At 73.1% G+C, this 19,870-nt stretch carries 11 protein-coding genes and 3 pseudogenes; 9 read left to right on the top strand and 5 right to left on the bottom strand.

Features of this window, described 5'->3' with window-relative positions:
* Positions 1-361: 361 nt before the first annotated feature.
* A complete protein-coding gene (locus KGS77_RS13145; RefSeq protein WP_242581151.1) occupies positions 362-844 on the top strand; it encodes a cobalamin B12-binding domain-containing protein in 483 nt (160 codons plus the stop codon).
* Between the two features lie 104 nt (positions 845-948).
* On the opposite strand, the gene KGS77_RS13140 is transcribed toward KGS77_RS13145, so the two are convergent.
* Entirely contained in the window at positions 949-2,733 is a 1,785-nt protein-coding gene (locus KGS77_RS13140) for a DUF5691 domain-containing protein (RefSeq protein WP_242581148.1), read from the bottom strand.
* 199 nt (positions 2,734-2,932) lie between these two features.
* A pseudogene (locus KGS77_RS13135) lies at positions 2,933-4,050 on the bottom strand (hypothetical protein).
* A gap of 294 nt (positions 4,051-4,344) precedes the next feature.
* On the opposite strand from KGS77_RS13135, the gene KGS77_RS13130 reads away from it, so the two are divergent.
* The 5 genes from KGS77_RS13130 to sucD all read left to right on the top strand — a co-directional run bounded on the left by KGS77_RS13130 (position 4,345) and on the right by sucD (position 12,014).
* On the top strand, positions 4,345-5,517 hold the full coding sequence (locus KGS77_RS13130) for an AAA family ATPase (RefSeq protein ID WP_242581146.1): 1,173 nt from the start codon (positions 4,345-4,347) through the stop codon (positions 5,515-5,517).
* The gene (locus tag KGS77_RS13125; RefSeq protein WP_242581144.1) at positions 5,514-8,117 is read left to right on the top strand and encodes a DUF5682 family protein; all 2,604 of its coding nucleotides are present in this window, start codon (positions 5,514-5,516) and stop codon (positions 8,115-8,117) included. The genes KGS77_RS13130 and KGS77_RS13125 overlap by 4 nt, the downstream gene beginning before the upstream one ends.
* Before the next feature lie 122 nt (positions 8,118-8,239).
* Complete coding sequence (locus KGS77_RS13120) at positions 8,240-9,460, top strand: VWA domain-containing protein (protein ID WP_242581142.1); 1,221 nt, start codon at positions 8,240-8,242, stop codon at positions 9,458-9,460.
* A gap of 470 nt (positions 9,461-9,930) precedes the next feature.
* On the top strand, positions 9,931-11,109 hold the full coding sequence (sucC, locus tag KGS77_RS13115; RefSeq protein WP_242581140.1) for an ADP-forming succinate--CoA ligase subunit beta: 1,179 nt from the start codon (positions 9,931-9,933) through the stop codon (positions 11,107-11,109).
* A 20-nt stretch (positions 11,110-11,129) separates the two neighbouring features.
* Entirely contained in the window at positions 11,130-12,014 is an 885-nt protein-coding gene (sucD, locus tag KGS77_RS13110; protein ID WP_242581138.1) for a succinate--CoA ligase subunit alpha, read from the top strand.
* A 1,147-nt stretch (positions 12,015-13,161) separates the two neighbouring features.
* Here the strand turns inward: sucD and KGS77_RS13105 are convergent.
* Positions 13,162-13,377 (bottom strand): annotated as a pseudogene (locus tag KGS77_RS13105) (RNA polymerase subunit sigma-24); the annotation flags it as partial.
* A 368-nt stretch (positions 13,378-13,745) separates the two neighbouring features.
* Here KGS77_RS13105 and KGS77_RS13100 point away from each other — a divergent pair.
* Positions 13,746-15,844: pseudogene (locus tag KGS77_RS13100) on the top strand (DUF6350 family protein).
* A 54-nt stretch (positions 15,845-15,898) separates the two neighbouring features.
* Here the strand turns inward: KGS77_RS13100 and KGS77_RS13095 are convergent.
* A complete protein-coding gene (locus KGS77_RS13095; RefSeq protein WP_242581136.1) occupies positions 15,899-16,114 on the bottom strand; it encodes a DUF6234 family protein in 216 nt (71 codons plus the stop codon).
* Positions 16,115-16,264: 150 nt separating this feature from the next.
* Positions 16,265-17,335, bottom strand: coding sequence for a hypothetical protein (locus tag KGS77_RS13090; protein WP_242581134.1), 1,071 nt, complete (start codon positions 17,333-17,335; stop codon positions 16,265-16,267).
* A 258-nt stretch (positions 17,336-17,593) separates the two neighbouring features.
* Between KGS77_RS13090 and purN the strand changes: the two genes are divergently transcribed.
* Both purN and purH read left to right on the top strand, forming a co-directional pair.
* On the top strand, positions 17,594-18,229 hold the full coding sequence (gene purN / locus KGS77_RS13085; RefSeq protein ID WP_242581132.1) for a phosphoribosylglycinamide formyltransferase: 636 nt from the start codon (positions 17,594-17,596) through the stop codon (positions 18,227-18,229).
* 32 nt (positions 18,230-18,261) lie between these two features.
* Positions 18,262-19,821, top strand: a complete 1,560-nt coding sequence (purH, locus tag KGS77_RS13080; protein ID WP_242587448.1) for a bifunctional phosphoribosylaminoimidazolecarboxamide formyltransferase/IMP cyclohydrolase — start codon at positions 18,262-18,264, stop codon at positions 19,819-19,821.
* Positions 19,822-19,870 lie beyond the last annotated feature (49 nt).

The raw sequence follows: 19,870 nt of genomic DNA, 5'->3' as shown, positions 1-19,870 counted from the left end.
GCCCGGCCCTCGTACGTGATCGGGTCCGCACCGCCGTACCGCGCGGCTGACGGAATGGTGGTGCGGCAACCCGACTGCGGCTCCCCGCGCGCCCCGCCCGTGAGTGCCCTTCTCCCCGGAGGGTTACCGGGGGCGGCTCCGTCGCGCACGGAACCGGAAGGGAGCTTGTGACGCAGCGCTTAGCGAACGTGTCCCATGTGTGATTTCCCCCTCCCTCCCGGGCACGAAACGACCGGGTACGGGATGCTGGCGATAACGTTCGTTCACCTTGTGGCCGCCGACGCGGCCGCGCGTTCGGTTGTCGGCTCGGCGGCTCCTTCCCGTACCGGGGACAGGTGCCGTGCATGGCTTGGAGGCAGTGATGGATGTGGCTCGGCAGCAAGGGGCTCGGTCGGAGAGCCGGAGCGGCGAGGACGCGGCGGCACAGGCCGCGGCGCACGCCGCGGGACCGATCCGTGTGGTGGTGGCCAAGCCGGGGCTCGACGGCCACGACCGCGGAGCGAAGGTCATCGCGCGGGCGCTGCGGGACGCCGGCATGGAGGTCATCTACACCGGGCTGCACCAGACGCCCGAACAGATCGTCAACACGGCGATCCAGGAGGACGCGGACGCGATCGGTCTGTCGATCCTCTCCGGCGCGCACAACACGCTCTTCGCGAAGGTGATCGAACTGCTCAAGGAGCGCGACGCGGAGGACATCAAGGTCTTCGGCGGCGGCATCATCCCCGAGGCGGACATCGCTCCCCTCAAGGAGCAGGGCGTCGCGGAGATCTTCACCCCGGGCGCGACGACCGCCTCGATCGTCGAGTGGGTCAACGCCAACATCCGCCAGCTCGCTGCCTGACACTTCCGGCTCCCCTCGTGGGCTCGGTGGGTTGGGACGGCATGGACGGTCTACGGGGGCCGGGCCCGGGTCGGGCCCGGCCGGCGGGCCGCGTACGGCGGGCGTCACCCGGCGAGTTCCGTACGCATCGTGGCGCGCAGGCGCAGCGTCCCGACGAGGCGCTGAAATGCCTCCGACCAGTAACCGACCGCGCCCGGCGAGCTGTTCTCCGGCTCGTCGGGGGTGGCCGTGAGCATCTCCAGCCGGTCCGCGGCGGCCGGGTCCAGACAGCGCTCGGCCAGCCCCATGACCCCGCTGAAGCTCCACGGGTAGCTGCCGGCTTCTCGCGCGATGTCCAGCGCGTCCACCACGGCCCGGCCCAGTTCCTCGGACCAGGGCACGGCACACACCCCGAGCATCCGGAACGCGTCGGACAGCCCATGAGCCGCTATGAACCGCGCGACCCACGCCGCACGTTCCCCGTTCGGCAGCACCGCCAGCAGCTTCGCCAGGTCTCGTGACGAGCCTGCCGGGGGCACCTCGGTTCCCGGTGGAGGAGTGGTGGGGGAACCGAGCAGCGCACGGGCCCAGGCGGCGTCGCGCTGGCGCACCGCCGCCCGGCACCAGGCGTCGTGCAGCTCCGTACGCCAGCCGTCGGCCACCGGCAGTGCCACGATCGCCGCCGGGTCCAGGCCGCCCAGCCGCTCCGGCCAGTCGCCCAGCGGCGCCGACTCCACCAACTGGCCCAGCCACCACGACCGCTCGCCGCGCCCCGTCGGTGGCTTCGCGACGATCCCGTCCCGCTGCATCCCGGCATCGCACTCGTGCGGCGCCTCCACGACGACCACCGGACCGCCGGCCCCGCGTCCGCCGGCCCCGGCCCCGCGCCCGCCGGCCTCTCCGCGCTCGCGGCCGGTCTCTTCGCGCTCCCCGTGGGACAGGTGGTTCTCGGAGGCCCCGTGCGCCCCGTGCGCCCCGTGGGCTTCCTGGCGCCCGTGCTCACCGGTAGGACCGTGGTCCCCATGGGCCACCCCGTCCGTACGGTCCAGGCCGACGCACGAGCGGGCCCGTTCGGCCATCCGGCGGGACAGCGCGGAACCGGGCAGCGTGGACAGCAACTCGGCGGCCGTGGCCCGTACGTTGCGGCTGCGGTCGGACAGCGCCTGCTCCAGGAACGGCTCGTCGGCGGGCGAGAGCCCCTCGCGCAGCGAGTCCAGGAACATCAGCCGGTCCTCGGCCCGCTCGGTGGCCCAGGTGGCGGCGAGCAGCTCCCGCCCGGCGCGCGGATCGCGTCGGCGCAGCGCCACCAGCAGCGTCACCCGCTCGGCGAACAGCCCCTCCTCCCACAACCGCCGTACCCGCTCGGGGTCCCCGGCCGCAGCCGCCGCTGCCGTGCTGCCGGCCCCCCGCAGCGCGAACTTCCACTCCTCGTTGAGCCGCGCCAGCCACAGGGCCCGCGGGCCGGCCAGCGCGAGCGCGGCGGACCGCAGGTCCGTACGGGCCCGGGCCGCGTCCAGCAGCGCGGGCAACAGGGCTTCCGGTGCCCGGTAGCCGTGTTCCCCGGCGGCGGCCAGCCACTGCGGCAGCAGTTCGGTGAGGTCGGGGGCCGTACCGCGCCGGGTTGCGGGATTCGTGCCGCCGCGGTCGGCGAGCAGCAGTTCCAGGCGGCGCCGCGCCGCGGGCGGCAGTGGGGGCCGCGGGTCCGCCGGAGCGGGTACGGGCCGCTCACCGGCCGGCGCGGGGCGCAGCGCCGCCCGGCGCCGTACGGTGCTCACCGCCGCCGCGTCCAGCAGCGCGGCGGCCGGGCCCTGGCCGGCGCGTCCCGGGACCGGCGGAGTGCGCCGTTCCGTGCCGAGCAGTGCCGCGGTCACCAGCTCGCCCCAGGGGGCGGTGGCGGTGTTGCCGTTCATGACGTCCCTCCAAGGGGTCCGTGGGGCGTGCTGTAGGGCGTGCTGTACGACGTTGGCCGGGCGGGGGAGGGCGACGTGTGGAGCGGCCGGGCATCGGGCGGGGCGGCAAGCGCGGTCGTGCCCTCCGTCGCCGCTGCCCGTCCGCGCCTTCCGGCCCCGGCCTCCGCACACCGTGGTACGGGTGGCGGCCCGCCCCGGCTCACAAGGGGACCGGCTGCGGATCCCAGACGGTCAGGGGTACGAAGCCCCGGTGGCCGCACTCCCCGAAGACCGTCACCGGCTCACCGCCGGATATGGACGCCAGCTTCCACAGGCCCGTACGGCCGGTCCGGCGCATGTCGACGGGGAGGGCGGACTCGCCGTCCGCGTCGGCCAGTTGCCACCCGGCTCCTCCCCGGGCTCCGTCCGGGAAGTGCCCCCGGCGGGCGGTATCGGAACGACGTCGGTCAGCACGACCGGCCAGGCGTCGAGCCACGGGTCGTCCCGCAGGGAGTCGCCGTACGCGGCCAGCGCGGCGTCCACCCCGCTGCCCGGCGGTACGGGCCCGGGGGCCATGGGGGCGTGCCGGTCGCCCAGCGCGGCCCGCAGCGGGCGGGCGCCCGGGTAGTAGGCGAGGTCGGCGTCCAGGAGCTGCCCCGGTGGCAGGGCGAGGCCCAGAGGGCGGTCCGGGCCGCCGTAGGAGAGGTGCAGCGCCATGCGGCCGGTCCGCTCGCCGCGCAGCCATATCCGCCGCGTGGTCAGCCTTCCCTCTTCGCCGTCCTGCTGGGCCAGCACCAGCCAGCGGTCCCGGACGGTGGTGGCGTCCGGCCCGGACAGGACCTCGGCGGTGTCCGTGGTCAGTCCGACGCGGGAGCGGACCGTCGCGGCGAGCGGCGCCGGGAGCCGTTCGATGCCGAGGAAGCCCTGGTCGAGGAGGTGCAGCAGGGCGCACTCCTCCAGGAGACGGGCGGGCCAGTCGGGTCCGGAGGCGGTGACCGACGCCAGTTCCCGTACGCGCGCGGCGAGCCCGGGCGCCTGGGCGTCGACCATGCGCGCCGCGGTCTCCTCCCAGGAGCCGTACCCGGCGCGGCCGGCGGTGGCCAGGCCGGAGTGCAGCAGATCCTCCAGACGCTGCTCCAGCTCCGAGGCGCCGGCCCCGATCCGCCGCGCGCGCAGCTCTGCCCGGCGGCGGGCGGCTTCCGCCCCCGCGGCTGTCCGCGCCCCGGCCCGGTCCCGCGCCGCGAGCCGATCGCCTCGGTCACCCGCCACGCCTGATGCTCCGTCAGGCGCGGGCGCGGGCACCCGTTCCGTCGTCTTGCGTTCCCCCTGCGATGCCATGCCCACGACGCTAAGGCCCACCACTGACAATCGTCCTGACCTGCACCGACGACGAGTTCGCCGTCGACTTGGCCCACCACCTCGCCGCTGATCCACCCCGGCATTTCTCCGCACGTGCGCAGACACGCGGCGAAGGGCGGCTGCCGGACGGCCCGGAGCGTTGCCATGTACCCGCTCAAGTCGCAGGTCAGAGCCGGTTTTCCGGTGATTGTCAGTGGGGTGGTGCAGGGTTGGTTCCGCAAGCGGCCGGCGGAAGGCGGGTGCGGGCCGCACGCCTTGCGAGGAGGGGGAGCCATGACCGAGACCACCACCCACGACGCCGCGGACGGGACCGGAACCGGAACCGGCACCGGAACCGGTATCGGCGCGGGCGCCCGCGCGAGCGGCGCGGACGTACTGCGCCCGTACGCGGAAGTCGCCTTCGCGGCAGAACTGGAGGCGCTGGCCGCTGCCGACGACCGGCCCAGGCCGGAGCGCTGGCGCCTGTCGCCCTGGGCCGTCGCGACCTATCTGCTCGGCGGCGCGCTGCCCGACGGCACGGTGATCACATCGAAGTACGTGGGCCCGCGGCGGATCGTCGAGGTCGCGGTCGCCACCCTGGCCACCGACCGGGCGCTGCTGCTCCTGGGCGTCCCCGGCACGGCCAAGACATGGATGTCCGAGCACCTCGCGGCGGCGATCAGCGGGGATTCCACCCTGCTGGTGCAGGGCACGGCCGGCACCTCTGAAGAGGCCGTCCGCTACGGCTGGAACTACGCACACCTCCTCGCACACGGCCCCAGCACGGAAGCGCTGGTACCGAGCCCGGTCATGCGCGCGATGGCGGAGGGCATGACCGCGCGCGTCGAGGAACTGACGCGCATCCCCGCCGACGTACAGGACTCGCTCATCACCGTCCTCTCCGAAAAGGTCCTTCCCGTCCCGGAGTTGGGCCGACAGGTGCAGGCGGTCCGGGGATTCAACCTGATCGCCACGGCCAACGACCGGGACCGAGGGGTCAACGAGCTGTCCAGCGCCCTGCGCCGCCGCTTCAACACGGTCGTCCTGCCGCTGCCCGCGACCCCCGAGGAGGAGGTGGACATCGTCTCCCGCCGTGTCGAGCAGATCGGCCGCTCGCTGGAACTGCCGGCGGCGCCCGACGGCATGGACGAGATCCGCCGGGTGGTCACGGTCTTCCGTGAACTGCGGGACGGCATCACCGCCGACGGCCGTACGAAACTCAAATCCCCCTCGGGCACGCTCTCCACGGCCGAGGCCATCTCGGTGGTGACCGGCGGCCTGGCGCTGGCCGCCCACTTCGGCGACGGCGTGCTGCGGCCCGGGGACGTGGCCGCCGGCATCCTGGGCGCGGTGGTCCGTGACCCGGCCGCGGACCGTGTCGTGTGGCAGGAGTACCTGGAAGCGGTGGTGCGCGAGCGCGAGGGCTGGAAGGACTTCTACCGCGCCTGCCGGGAGGCCGGCGCATGAACGGGCAGCCTTGGCCGCTCCTGATGGGGGTGCGCCATCACGGGCCCGGCTCGGCGCGGGCGGTGCGCGCGGTCCTGGAGCGGTACGAGCCCGGGGCGCTGCTGATCGAGGGCCCGCCCGAGGCGGACGCGATGGCGCACCTGGCCGGGGAGGAGGGGATGCGCCCACCGGTGGCCCTGCTCGCCCATGTGCTGGACGACCCCGGACGGGCGGCGTTCTGGCCGCTGGCGGAGTTCTCCCCGGAGTGGGTGGCGTTGCGGTGGGCCGTGGCCCGGGGCGTCCCGGTGCGCTTCATCGACCTGCCCGCGGCCCATACGCTCGCCCTCACCGAGCCTGGGGCGACGGAACCGGTGGGCCCGGACCGGTCGGACCGCCCGGACCGGCCGGACCAGTTGGAGGGGCCGGAGGGGAGAGAGCCGGAGTCCCGGCCTGACGGCTCGACGCGGGTGGTGCGGGCGGCGCGGATCGACCCGCTGGCGGTGCTGGCGCGGGCGGCCGGGTACGACGACCCGGAGCGCTGGTGGGAGGACGCGGTCGAGCACCGTGGCACGGAAGAGGCCGACTGGGCGGCCGATGCCGGTGATGACGCAGGGAACAGTGACGTCCTGGCACCGTTCCTGGCATTGGCGGACGCCATGACCGCACTGCGGGAGGCGTACGACCGGGCCGGACAAGCGCAGGCCGGACCCGGGCAGGCCGGACCCGCGCAGGGCGGACCCGGCCACGGCGGGGGCGATCACGACGCGGTGCGTGAGGCCCATATGCGGCTGCGACTGCGGGAGGCACGGCGGGAGTTCGGGGAGCAGGTCGCCGTGGTGTGCGGGGCGTGGCATGTGCCGGCGCTGATGGCCAGGAGCACGGTGGCCGCCGACCGCGCACTGCTCAAAGGGCTGCCCAAGGCCAAGGCCACCCTCACATGGGTGCCCTGGACGCACCGGAGGCTGTCCCGCCGCAGCGGCTACGGCGCGGGCATCGACTCACCCGGTTGGTACGCCCACCTCTTCAGCGCACCGGACCGTCCCCTCCAGCGCTGGATGACCAAGGTCGCCGGGCTGCTGCGGGCGGAGGACTACGCGGTCTCCCCGGCACACGTCATCGAGGCCGTCCGGCTCGCAGAGACGCTGGCCGTCCTGCGGGGACGACCGCTGGCCGGGCTGACCGAGGCGGGCGACGCGGTCCGTGCCGTGATGGGGGACGGGTCCGACGCGCCGTCCTCCCTGATCCACGACCGTCTCGTGGTCGGGGACGCCCTGGGAGAGGTCCCCGAGGGCGCGCCCGCGGTACCGCTCCAGCGGGACATCGACCGGGAGCAGCGCTCCCTGCGCCTCAAACCCGAGGCGCACGACCGCGACCTCGAACTGGACCTGCGCAAGGACACGGACGCCGCCCGCAGCCGGCTGCTGCACCGGCTGCGGCTCCTGGGCGTCCCCTGGGGCGAGCCCGCCCCGCCACGCACGGGCACCGGCACCTTCCGCGAGAGCTGGCGGCTGCGCTGGGAGCCGGAGTTGTCCGTACGGGTGGCGGAGGCCGGTATCTGGGGTACGACGGTGGTGTCCGCCGCCACGTCCAGGGCCGAGGCGGACGCGGTCGGGGCACGGACCCTCGCCGACGTCACCGCGCTCGCCGAACGCTGTCTGCTGGCCGGCCTCCCGGACGCGCTCCCGGTGGTCATGCGCGCCTTGACGGACCGGGCGGCGCTGGACGCGGACGTGGGCCACCTCGCGCAGGCCCTGCCCGCCCTCGTGCGCTCCGTACGGTACGGCGATGTGCGCGGCACGGATGCCACCGCGCTCGGAGAGGTGGCGACGGGGCTGGCCGAGCGGGTCTTCGTCGGACTGCCGCCCGCCTGCGTGGGGCTGGACGAGGAAGGCGCCGCGGAAATGCGCCGCCACCTGGACGCGACACACCAGGCGGTCGTCCTCCTCGGCCAGACGGACACGGGACCACCCCGCGGGCCCGGGAAGTCCGGGTCCGGGACGCCCGGAGCCGGGAAGTCCGAGTCCGGGACGTTCGGAGCCGGGATGTCCGGTGCCGGTGCGGGACTGCGGGCGCGCTGGTCGATGGTGCTGCACAAGCTGGCCGTCCGGGACGCGGTGGCGGGGCTGGTCCGGGGGCGGGCGGCCCGGCTGCTGCTGGACGACGGCCGGACGGCGGACGGTGGCGCGGAGCGGCTGATGGGGCTCGCCCTGTCGCCCGGCACCCCGCCGCCCCGGGCGGCGGCCTGGATCGAGGGCTTCTTCGGAGGCGGGGACGGCGGAGGGCTGCTGCTGGTCCACGACGAGCGGCTGCTCGCCCTGGTGGACGGCTGGCTGACGGGGATACCGGCCGACGCCTTCACCGACGTACTGCCGCTGCTGCGGCGGACGTTCGCGGAGTACGACCCCGCGGTACGGCGCACTCTGGGTGAGCTGGTCCGGCGCGGCCCCGTCGGCGCGACCGCCGCACCGGGCAGCGGCTCCGGCGGCCAGGACGCGGCGGCGCCCGGCTTCGGCCCCGGCCTGGACCGGGACCGTGCCGCCGCCGTACTGCCCACGCTCCGCGTGCTGTTGGACCTGACCGGAACGAACGTGACGGACCCGGCCCATGAGCCGGAGGAGTAGGGAAGCGAGGGAGGAGAGTGAGGAGAGGGAGGAGAGAAAGCGGAGGTGAAGGGGCGAAGGGGCGAAGAGGCGAAGAGATGACGTAGCCGGGGCAACGGGGCCGGGATGACGGCGCCGCCGGCGTGACAGGGCCGGGGGAGCTTGGCGGAGGGAGCAGTGGCGGGGTGGAAGCGGAAGAAGAGCGGTTGCGACGGTGGCGTCTGGTGCTCGGGGGCGGGGCCGCCGAGGGAACCGGCTGCGCGCTGCAGGGGCGGGACGCGGGCATGGACGGGGCGCTGGAGGCGCTCTACGGCCGAAGGGAGGGCCGGTCCGGAAGCGGGGGGAGACCGGGGGAGGGAGCCGGGCGTCCGGGCGGGCTCGGGGCCTCGGCGCCGGGTGTCGCACGCTGGCTCGGCGACATCCGTACGTACTTCCCGGCCCCCGTCGTCCAGGTCATGCAGCGGGACGCCATCGAGCGGCTCGGTCTGTCCACGCTGCTCCTGGAGCCGGAGATGCTGGAAGCCGTGGAGGCGGACGTCCATCTGGTCGGGACGCTCCTCACCCTCAACAAGATCATGCCGGAGACGACGAAGGAGACCGCGCGGGCCGTGGTCCGCAAGGTCCTCACGCGGCTGGAGAAGCGGCTGGCGCCCCGTACGCGTGCCGCGCTGACCGGCGCCCTGGACCGCTCGGCCCGGACCGTCAGACCTCGTCACGGCGACATCGACTGGAACCGCACGATCCGCGCGAACCTGAAGCACTACCTGCCCGAGCACCGCACGGTCGTCCCCGAACGGCTGATCGGCTACGGCAGGGCCGCGCGGACCGTGAAGAAGGAGGTGGTCCTCTGCATAGACCAGTCCGGGTCGATGGCCGCCTCGGTCGTCTACGCGTCGGTGTTCGGCGCGGTGCTGGCGTCGATGCGTGCGCTCACCACCCGCCTGGTCGTCTTCGACACCGCCGTGGTGGACCTGACCGACCGGATGGAGGACCCCGTGGACGTCCTCTTCGGTACCCGGCTCGGCGGGGGTACGGACATCAACCGCGCGCTGGCCTACTGCCAGGCCCGGATCACCCGCCCGGCCGACACCGTCGTCGTCCTCATCAGCGACCTGTACGAGGGCGGCATCCGGCACGAGATGCTCAAGCGCGTCGCGGCGATGAAGGCGTCCGGAGTGCGGTTCGTGACGCTGCTGGCGCTGTCGGACGAGGGCGCGCCCGCCTACGACCGTGAGCACGCGGCGGCCCTCGCGGCGCTGGGCGTTCCCGCGTTCGCCTGTACGCCCGACGCGTTCCCGGAGGTGATGGCCGCCGCGATCGAGAAGAGGCCGCTGCCGATACCGGACACGGCACAGTCATGGTGAGGCATACAGAGGCACACATCAGTGACGCACGCCTCATCCGGCCAGCCCCCATCCGCAGCACGGCGAGGAGTCGCGCCGTACGGCTGCGGGGAAAACCCGGAGGGACGCCCGGACCGAGACTCGAAGCGAGACCCGAACCGAAACCGGGAAAAAGACCCGAATCGAGGCCCGAAAGGGCAGCCGCGAGAAGGAAAAGGGAGAGCCGTAAGAAGGAAACGGCGGGAAAGCGGGCGGCGCGCCGTACCGAAGATCGGTTGACGGCCGTGTGACTGTTATCACCGCCGCAGTGTGATCTGCGATTTAGGGAGCCAGGTCCCGCGGCGATAACCTGCGAGACGGACATGCCGCGTACCGGACACCGTTACGCCTCCCCTGTGACACCGCCGTCACGTTGCCCTTCGCGGCACGCCCATGCAGACAACGAACCGCGATCACTACGGCGATTCTGAGTAGACAAGGGACGGACGCGCGTGGACCTGTTCGAGTACCAGGCGAGGGACCTCTTCGCCAAGCACGGTGTACCGGTGCTGGCCGGTGAAGTCATCGACACGCCTGAAGCGGCACGCGCGGCGACCGAGCGCCTCGGCGGCAAGTCCGTCGTCAAGGCGCAGGTGAAGGTCGGCGGCCGGGGCAAGGCCGGCGGCGTGAAGCTGGCGGCGACCCCGGACGAGGCCGTCGCCCGCGCGACGGACATCCTCGGCATGGACATCAAGGGCCACACGGTCCACAAGGTGATGATCGCCGAGACGGCTCCCGAGATCGTCGAGGAGTACTACGTCTCGTACCTCCTCGACCGCGCCAACCGCACCTTCCTGGCCATGGCCTCGGTGCAGGGCGGCATGGACATCGAGGAGGTCGCCGAGAAGACCCCCGAGGCGCTCGCCAAGGTCCCGGTCGACTCCAACGAGGGCGTCACGATCGAGAAGGCCCGCGCGATCGTCGCCCAGGCGAAGTTCCCCGAGGACGTCGCCGAGAAGGTCGCCGAGGTCATGGTGACCCTGTGGAAGACCTTCGTCGCCGAGGACGCGCTCCTCGTCGAGGTCAACCCGCTCGCCAAGGTCGCCTCCGGTGACATCCTGGCCCTGGACGGCAAGGTCTCGCTCGACGACAACGCCGACTTCCGCCAGCCCGAGCACGAGGCGCTGGAGGACAAGGCCGCCGCCAACCCGCTGGAGGCCGCCGCCAAGGCCAAGGGCCTGAACTACGTCAAGCTCGACGGCGAGGTCGGCATCATCGGCAACGGCGCGGGTCTCGTCATGAGCACCCTGGACGTCGTCGCGTACGCCGGTGAGGCGCACGGCAACGTCAAGCCCGCCAACTTCCTCGACATCGGTGGCGGCGCCTCCGCCGAGGTCATGGCCAACGGCCTGGAGATCATCCTCGGCGACCCGGACGTCAAGTCCGTCTTCGTCAACGTCTTCGGTGGCATCACCGCCTGTGACGAGGTCGCCAACGGCATCGTCCAGGCCCTGGAGCTGCTGAAGTCCAAGGGCGAGGACGTCACCAAGCCGCTGGTCGTGCGCCTGGACGGCAACAACGCGGAGCTGGGTCGCAAGATCCTTTCCGACGCGAACCACCCGCTCGTGCAGCGCGTGGACACCATGGATGGCGCGGCCGACAAGGCCGCCGAGCTCGCGGCTGCGAAGTAAGGGACGAGGACTCCAACACCATGGCTATCTTCCTCACCAAGGACAGCAAGGTCATCGTCCAGGGGATGACCGGCGCCACCGGTATGAAGCACACCAAGCTGATGCTCGGTGACGGCACCAACATCGTCGGCGGCGTGAACCCGCGCAAGGCCGGCACCACCGTCGACTTCGACGGCACCGAGGTCCCGGTCTTCGGCTCCGTCAAGGAGGCGATGGAGAAGACCGGCGCGGACGTCTCCGTCCTCTTCGTGCCGCCGGCCTTCGCCAAGGCCGCCGTCGTCGAGGCCATCGACGCCGAGATCCCGCTCGCCGTCGTGATCACCGAGGGCATCGCGGTCCACGACTCCGCCGCCTTCTGGGCGTACGCGAAGAGCAAGGGCAACAAGACCCGCATCATCGGTCCGAACTGCCCCGGCCTGATCAGCCCCGGCCAGTCCAACGCCGGCATCATCCCGGGCGACATCACCAAGCCCGGCCGCATCGGTCTGGTGTCGAAGTCCGGCACGCTGACCTACCAGATGATGTACGAGCTGCGCGACATCGGCTTCACCTCGGCCGTCGGCATCGGTGGCGACCCGGTCATCGGCACCACCCACATCGACGCCCTGGAGGCGTTCGAGGCCGACCCCGACACCGAGCTGATCGTCATGATCGGTGAGATCGGCGGCGACGCCGAGGAGCGTGCGGCCGACTTCATCAAGGCCAACGTCACCAAGCCGGTCGTCGGCTACGTCGCGGGCTTCACCGCGCCCGAGGGCAAGACCATGGGCCACGCCGGCGCCATCGTCTCCGGCTCCTCCGGCACCGCCCAGGCGAAGAAGGAGGCCCTGGAGGCCGCCGGCGTCAAGGTCGGCAAGACCCCGTCGGAGACCGCGCGCCTGGCGCGCGAGATCCTGGGCGGCTGACCTTCCTCCGCTCGGCGCATCAGCGCATCGGGCGCGGGCCCTCATCCCGGTCGGGGTGGGGGCCCGCGCCTTTGTACGGGAGGGGGTGGGCGGGCCGACCGGTGGGCGAACCGGCGGGGCGCTGGGTTGCCCGGTGGCCCGGTTCGGCCGTCCTCGTCGTTTTGGCTGGTTGAGCCGGTTCAGCCGTCTTGACTGTCGTGGCCGGCTCGACTGTCCTGGCCGGCTTGGTGGGCTCGGCGGGCTCGGACCGTTCGGACCGCTTGTTCCTGGACTGCCCGGTCCGCTCCCACCATGTGACCTTCATCCCCTTCCTCCTGTGCTTCCTGCCCTTCTTTCGCTTCTTCTTCCCCTTCTTACCCTCCTTGTGCTTCTTGCCGTTCTTGACGTGCTCGGCATGTTTGGCGTGCTCGGTCCTTTCGGTCCTCTCGCCCACGTGCGGCCTCTCGGGACCCGCGTGCTTCTCTCGGCGCGCCCCTTCTCCCGTCTCGTCCGCCGCCGCCGAAGGGGTGATCTCCGCAGCTCGGTGATGTTCGTGCCGTTGCCGGACGGCGGGTGCGGGCCGGTGCGACGGCAGCGGGGCATCGGCCACGGCCGCGGCCATGGCGGGCCGGCCGGCCGGAGGGGCGAACGGGTCCGGCGAGTGGATCAGGGTGAAGGCGGTCGCTGCCGCGATCAGCGCGGTCAGCCCGAACGCGCCGCGGGTCATCCGCCGCGTACCCAGCTCGCCCCCGATGCGTACGGCCGTGGCCGTCGGCGGCGCCACCGGCAGCGCGGCGGCCAGCGTCACCAGCCGCTCGTGCAGGATCTCCCCCTGCCGCAGGGCCGGCCGGCCCATCAGCCCGAGACCGGGCAGCCGTACGGCGAGGGCCCGGCGGGCGTGAATCAGACGCCCGGCGGTCGCCGGCGTGCTGGCCTCCGCCTCCGCCGCGGTCTCGTACAGCCCCAGCCCGAGGCCGTCGTGCAGGAGCAGGACCCGGCGGTACGGGGACGGCAGGCTCACGACCGCGTCCAGCAGGTCGCGGTCCTCGGAGCTGAGATCCAAAGGGGCGTACGAGACGGAAGAGGCCGTCGAGGCGAGAGATGTCAGAGAAGTGAGAGACGTGAGAGAGGTGAGCCGGGTGGTGGACGTGGATGAGGCGGTGCAGCCCGGGCGCAGCCGGTGCCAGGGCGAGAGCGCGTACTCGTGTACGAGGACCCGGACCCAGCCGGCCGGGTCCGGGTCGACGGCCACCTCGGGCCAGCGCTGCCACGCCGACCGGAACGCGCGGACGGTGGCCTCGTGCGCCAGCGGCGGACGGCCCGTCAGCAGTAGCGCCTGACGGGTCAGCGCATCGGCGTGACGTGCGTAAAGGGCTTCGAAGGCGGCGACGGGGGCGGTCCGCGGCTCGCTCGATGCCGCGTCAGCCGCCCGGGCCCCGCTCGTACCTGACGGGGGATCGGCCGGAGGATGTACGGCCTGCGGAGTGCGCTCGCCGGGGACCGTGGCCGTGCCGCGGGCCTGGCGCCGCGTCATGTCGGCACCCCCGCACGGTGGTCCGGGAGGCGGACGCGGGACATACGTCTCACCTGTGTCAGAAAGCGCATAAGCTCATATTGCGCGACACGTCCGGCATTCGCCTGCTCCATGGATGAAACGGGTGTTGTTGGCAGCATGGCGCTGTGAGTCAATGGACTGGTCGCGGCACGTCGTTGTCCTCGCGTAGCCATGCCTCCGCCCAGCGCTCCTCGGCGATCGGCACCGCGTTCTTCGGCGGAGCGGTGGCCGCGGGGCTCGGTCTCGGTGCGCTCGCCGTGCTCGTGATCCTTCTCTGGATCGCCTCCCCCTACCCGGCAGGGACCCCTCCGGGGCTCTGCACCTCGCCGCTGACCTGTGGCTTCTCGCGCACGGCGCCGATCTCGTACGGATCGGTACGCTCTCCGGCGCCCCGGTTCCCGTAGGGGTGACGCCGTTGCTCCTCACCCTCCTGCCGGTCTGGCTGCTGTACCGGGCCGCCCGCCATGTCCTCGTCTCCTCGGCGGTCCTCATCTCCTCGGCCCCTGCCACCACCACCGCCACCGCCGGACCAGAAGATTCAGCACAACCATCCGCCCCAGCAGAACCAGAGGACCCATCAGAGCCCACAGACCACGAAGGGCCATCAGAAGTCCCCAAGACCACAGATGCCCCGGACGCCATCCCCGCTCCCACCGAGCCCCCCGCTCCCACCGCCCCCACCGAGCCGCTCACCCCCTTCGCCCTGCTCGGCTGGCTGCTGGCCGGCTATCTGCTCGTCGCCCTGATCGCCGTCCTCTACGCCTCCGCCGGACCGCTGCGCGTGGCGCCGTTCAGCGCCGTGCTGTTCGTGCCGCTCGTCACCGTGCTCACGCTGGCCGCCGCCGGCTGGCGCACCATGGGCCCCGGGGTCCTCGCCGGCCCGCTGCCCGCCCCCGTCCAGCGGGCCCGGGACGGCCTGCCGCCCGCCGTCCGCGCCGTCCTGGCCCGCCCCGCACTCGCCGTCGCGCTGCGCGCATGCGCGGCGGCCGTCACCGCCCTGCTGCTGTGCGGCGCGCTCTTCGCACTGCTCGCGTTCGCTGCGCACGCGGGCGCGGTACGGGACGAGTTCCTGGGCCTCGCCCAGGACTGGGCGGGCCGCTCGGCGGTCGTGCTGCTGAGCCTCGTACTGCTGCCGAACGCCGCCGTCTGGGGCAGCGCCTACGGGCTCGGGCCGGGTTTCTCCCTGGGAGCGGGCAGTACGGTCGGGCCGCTCGGCGCCGCCGGGTACCCCGACCTGCCGCCCTTCCCGCTCTTCGGACTGCTGCCGCAGGAGGGCGCGGCGGGGCTGCTGGGCTGGGCGACCACCGTGGCGCCGGTGGCTGCGGGCACGGTGCTGGCCTGGTACGCCGTACGCCCCGTCAGGGACCGGGCCCGTACGGACGCCTGGCCGGCGCCGGACCGGCCGGGACCGTCACCAGCGCTCATGCGGTCACAAGCGCGCATGCGGCCACAAGCGCTCATGCGGCGGAAGCAGCGGTGGGGATGGCGCGCCACCGTATCGGCGGCCGGTCTGGGGGCCGTCGGCTGCGGAATGGCGGTGTCGGTGCTCTCGGAACTCGCGGGCGGAGCCGTGGGCCGGGCGCGGCTCGCCGATTTCGGGCCCGACGGCTGGCTCACGGGTGCCGCGGCGGTGGTCTGGACGGCGGCAGTCGGGGTCCCCGTCGCGCTGGTGCTGCACATCTGGTGGCGCGGTGCCGCGCGGCTGGCCCAGTACACCAGGCAGCGTACGAGACCAGGCGCGGTACGCCGCCCCCTGCCGCTGCACCAGAAGCTGGTGGCGGCGCTGCGACCGCCCCCGGACCCCTGGCCGCGGCCCCGGCCCCGTTCGCGCCCGGCACCCCGGCCGCGCCCCCGGCCGGAACCGGACCCGCGCTCCCGGCCGCACTCTGGGCGTACGAAGCCGTCCTCCCCGGCGCGCCGCAGCGGCGACGGCGACGACCAAAGCCGTGCCGCGCCCTGGCACGACACCAGCACCCTGCACGAGCGCTGGGCGGCGCTCCGTGAGACTTCCGGCGGCCTGATGGCGGACTTCGAACCGTCTTCCGCGACCACGGACCGGCCGCCGAAAGGGACACCCGGCGCACACGGCGAACGCGACGCACAAGAGGCACACGGTGCGCAGAGGTCGCACGATGCCGACGGGACGCAGGCGGCACAGGCGCACACCGCCCCCGACGCCCGTACGCCGCATGAGGCAGCCGCGCCCGAGAACGACCGCGACGACCGCGACCTGCGGCTCGTACGGTCGGCAGGGGACCGCCGAGGGCGTACCGGCCGGCCCGGGCGACTCAGGTGATCCAAGCGACCGGGCAGCCCGAGCAGCCCAAGTAACCCAAGCAACCGAACTGACTCAATGACACCGTTCGCTGCCGCTGTAGCCGGGCTGGTAATCCGCGCTCGGCGTGGGTGCGGGGCCCGGATGGCCACGGTCGTAGTCGTGCTGTGCGAGCGCGAGGAGCACCGCCAGTGTTCCGGCGGCCAGAAGCCGCGACACCACCGTCCACTGTGCGCGGCACAGCAGCGCGAGCCCGGCCAGAACGACCGCGGCGAGGAGGAAGTGCCGCATCCGGGCGAGTTCCGCGAGGTGCGCCGCGTCGCAGCACGCCGACGCCGGTGTCCCGGGCGGGAGACGTCCTACGTGACCATGGCCGTTCGCGCCGGGGCGGAGGTTCGGGGAGCGCTTACGTCGTGGTCACACCTCGCGGGCCGGCCGCGGTCACTGCTGGGTGCTGAGCAGCGGGCGGAGCTGCTTGGGGAGGAGGTTCTCGCACGACTGAGCGGCCGAGCGCGTCAGAGCGTCGTTCACACAGGTGAAGTAGTCGCGGTAGACGAGCTGGACCGTGAAGGTCGCGGCCACCATCACCAGCGCCAGCGACGCGGTGACCAGACCACCGATCGCCGCCGTCGTCTGCGGCTTGCCGGTCACCCCGGTCCCGGTGGCGCCACCAGCTCCACCAGCGCCACCAGCTCCACCGGGGCCACCGACTCCGGGGGACGGCGTTTGCGTACGTGATGGCTGTCCGCCGGAGATGTCGGCGGCGGTGGTACGGGGTGCGCGCGGCTCGGCCCGCAGCGAGCTGATGCCCCAGTAGAGGCCCAGCGCACCGAGCAGGAGCGAGACCTCCGGCAGGCTGAACAGGACGAAGAAGAAGGCCCACATTCCGGACAGCAGGGCATAGCGCGCCCGGCGCTGGGCCGGGTCGGTCGGGTCCCAGCGCAGTCCGCCGGGCCCCGGGCCGCCGGGGCCGCCCGGCCCGTTCTGCTGGTGCTGCGGATTGCCGCGTCCGCCGCCCGGGCCCGTACCGAAGCCGCCGCTCTGACGGCCCGGCTGACGAGCGCTCCACTGGCTGCCCCAGACCGGCGGCTGCTCCTGCTCGTGGCCCTGTCCCTGACCCTGGCCTTGGCCTTGCCCCTCACCACGGCCCTCATCCCCACCCTGGCCCTGACCCGACCCGTGGGGGGAGGGGTGCCGGGGCCGCCAGACACGGTCGGGGGCGTCGGCAGGCGGCGGCGCGAAGGGGTTGTCCTGCTGGGCGGGCGACTTCCTGGGCTTCGCAGGGCTCTCCGGATTCTCCGGATTCTCTAGATTGTCCGGATTCTCCGACCCTGAAGCTCCCGGGCTCCCCGGGCTCCCTGAACCCCCCGAGCTCCCAGGGACGGGCGAGGAGGACGGCTTGCGCTCGCGCGGCAGCAGGACCGCCCCTGGTGCGGTCGCGGGTCGGAGGCACCACCCAGCGGTAGCTGGGTGAGGGAGGAGGAGAGCCGCGCGGCGGCGTCGGTCCGGCATGTGGAGTGTGTCTTCCCCTTGTGTCGTCACCCTGCACTCCGCAGGTCCTGTGGAGTGCGCCTGTGGAATGCAGTGGTGTGCACGGATTCGCTCTGTCCAGACGCTACCTCCCGCACCTGCCCCCGTCCCGTGGGGGCCGCTCGGTGTGCCGGTATCGTTGCTGGCGGTCGGCGGCTTCGTAGAGTCCCCCGGATTCTGGGGTACGCCGAGTTCGTACGACCATACAAACCGCACCGCCCCGCGAGAAAGAGACCCGCCGTGGCCTCCCCGCCCCCCTTCGCCCGCCCGGCCCGCCTGGTCGTGCTGGTCTCCGGTTCCGGTACGAATCTCCAGGCGCTGCTGGACGCCGTCGCCGCCGATCCCGCCGGGTACGGCGCCCGGGTCGTGGCCGTCGGCGCCGACCGTGACGGCATCGCCGGCCTGGAGCGCGCCGAGCGGGCCGGTCTGCCCACCTTCGTCCGCCGGGTCAAGGACTACGAGTCCCGGGATGCCTGGGACCGGGCGCTGGCCGAGGCGACCGCCGCGTACGAGCCGGACCTGGTGGTCTCCGCCGGGTTCATGAAGATCGTGGGCAAGGAGTTCCTGGCCCGCTTCGGGGGGCGTCTGATCAATACGCACCCCGCGCTGCTGCCCAGTTTCCCCGGCGCCCACGGAGTGCGCGAAGCGCTCGCGTACGGCGCGAAGGTGACCGGCTGCACCGTCCACTTCGTCGACGACGGCGTCGACACCGGCCCGATCATCGCCCAGGGCGTGGTCGAGGTCCGGGACGAGGACGACGAATCCGCGCTGCACGAGCGGATCAAGGAAGTCGAGCGAGCGCTGCTCGTCGAGGTCGTGGGGCGTCTGGCCCGTAACGGCTACCGCATTGAGGGACGAAAGGTAAAGATCCTGTGACCGCCGAGACTGCCGGGACCGCCGGCACCGCAGTGACCGCCGAAGGTACGAAGCGACCCATCCGCCGCGCGCTGGTCAGCGTGTACGACAAGACGGGCCTGGAAGACCTGGCCCGCGGACTGCACACGGCAGGCGTCCAGCTCGTCTCCACCGGTTCGACGGCGGCGCGGATCGCGTCCGCGGGCGTCCCGGTCACCAGGGTCGAGGAGCTGACGGGCTTCCCGGAGTGCCTGGACGGGCGGGTCAAGACCCTTCACCCGAAGGTGCACGCGGGCATCCTGGCCGACCTGCGGCTGGAGGACCACCGGCGGCAGCTCACCGAGCTGGGCGTGGAGCCGTTCGACCTGGTGGTCGTCAACCTCTACCCCTTCAGCGAGACCGTCGCCTCGGGCGCGGACGCGGACGCGTGCGTGGAGCAGATCGACATCGGCGGCCCGTCGATGGTCCGCGCCGCGGCCAAGAATCACCCGTCGGTGGCCGTGGTCGTCAACCCGGACCGCTACCCGGACGTGCTCAAGGCCGCGGCGGACGGCGGCTTCGACCTCGGCGCGCGCAAGCGGCTGGCCGCCGAGGCGTTCCAGCACACCGCCGAGTACGACGTGGCGGTCGCCTCCTGGTTCGCCGGGGACTACACCGGCGGGGACGAGGACTTCCCGGGCTTCCTCGGCGTCACGTACGAGCGCAAGAACGTCCTGCGGTACGGCGAGAACCCGCACCAGCCCGCCGCCCTTTACACCGCCGGCCGCGGCGGTCTGGCCGAGGCAGAGCAACTGCACGGCAAGGAGATGTCCTACAACAACTACACGGACACCGACGCCGCGCGCCGGGCCGCCTACGACCACGCCGAGCCCTGCGTGGCCGTCATCAAGCACGCCAACCCGTGCGGCATCGCCGTCGGGGCGGACGTCGCCGAGGCGCACCGCAAGGCGCACGCCTGCGACCCGCTGTCCGCGTTCGGCGGCGTCATCGCCGTCAACCGCCCGGTCACCGTGGAGCTGGCGGAGCAGGTCGCGGAGATCTTCACCGAGGTCATCGTCGCGCCGGACTACGAGGACGGCGCGGTGGAGGTGCTCTCCCGCAAGAAGAACATCCGCGTGCTGCGCTGCCCCGACGCGCCGCAGCCGCCGGCCGAGTTCAAGCCGATCGACGGCGGTGGCCTGGCGCAGGTCAGGGACGCCCTCCAGGCCGAGGGTGACGACCCGGCCAACTGGACGCTGGCCACCGGCACGGCACTGTCCGCCGGTGAACTGGCCGAACTGGCCTTCGCCTGGCGCGCTGCGCGTGCCGTGAAGTCCAACGCGATCCTGCTCGCCAAGGACGGTGCGACGGTCGGCGTCGGCATGGGCCAGGTCAACCGGGTGGACTCCGCCAGGCTGGCGGTGCAGCGGGCCGGTGCGGAGCGGGCCCGTGGCTCCTACGCCGCCTCCGACGCCTTCTTCCCCTTCCCCGACGGGCTGGAGGTGCTGCTGGAGGCGGGCGTCAAGGCCGTGGTGCAGCCGGGCGGTTCGGTCCGTGACGAGCTGGTCGTCGAGGCCGCGAAGGCGGCGGGCGTGACGATGTACTTCACGGGGACCCGGCACTTCTTCCACTGATTCCCGGGGCGGCCGTAACCGTCGGCCGTACCCGTCAGCCGTATGCACC

This window comes from Streptomyces sp. MST-110588 (assembly GCF_022695595.1).
GTDB lineage: Bacteria > Actinomycetota > Actinomycetes > Streptomycetales > Streptomycetaceae > Streptomyces.
Note: the sequence above shows the minus strand (reverse complement) of the source record. Positions and strands in the feature narration are given on the sequence as shown.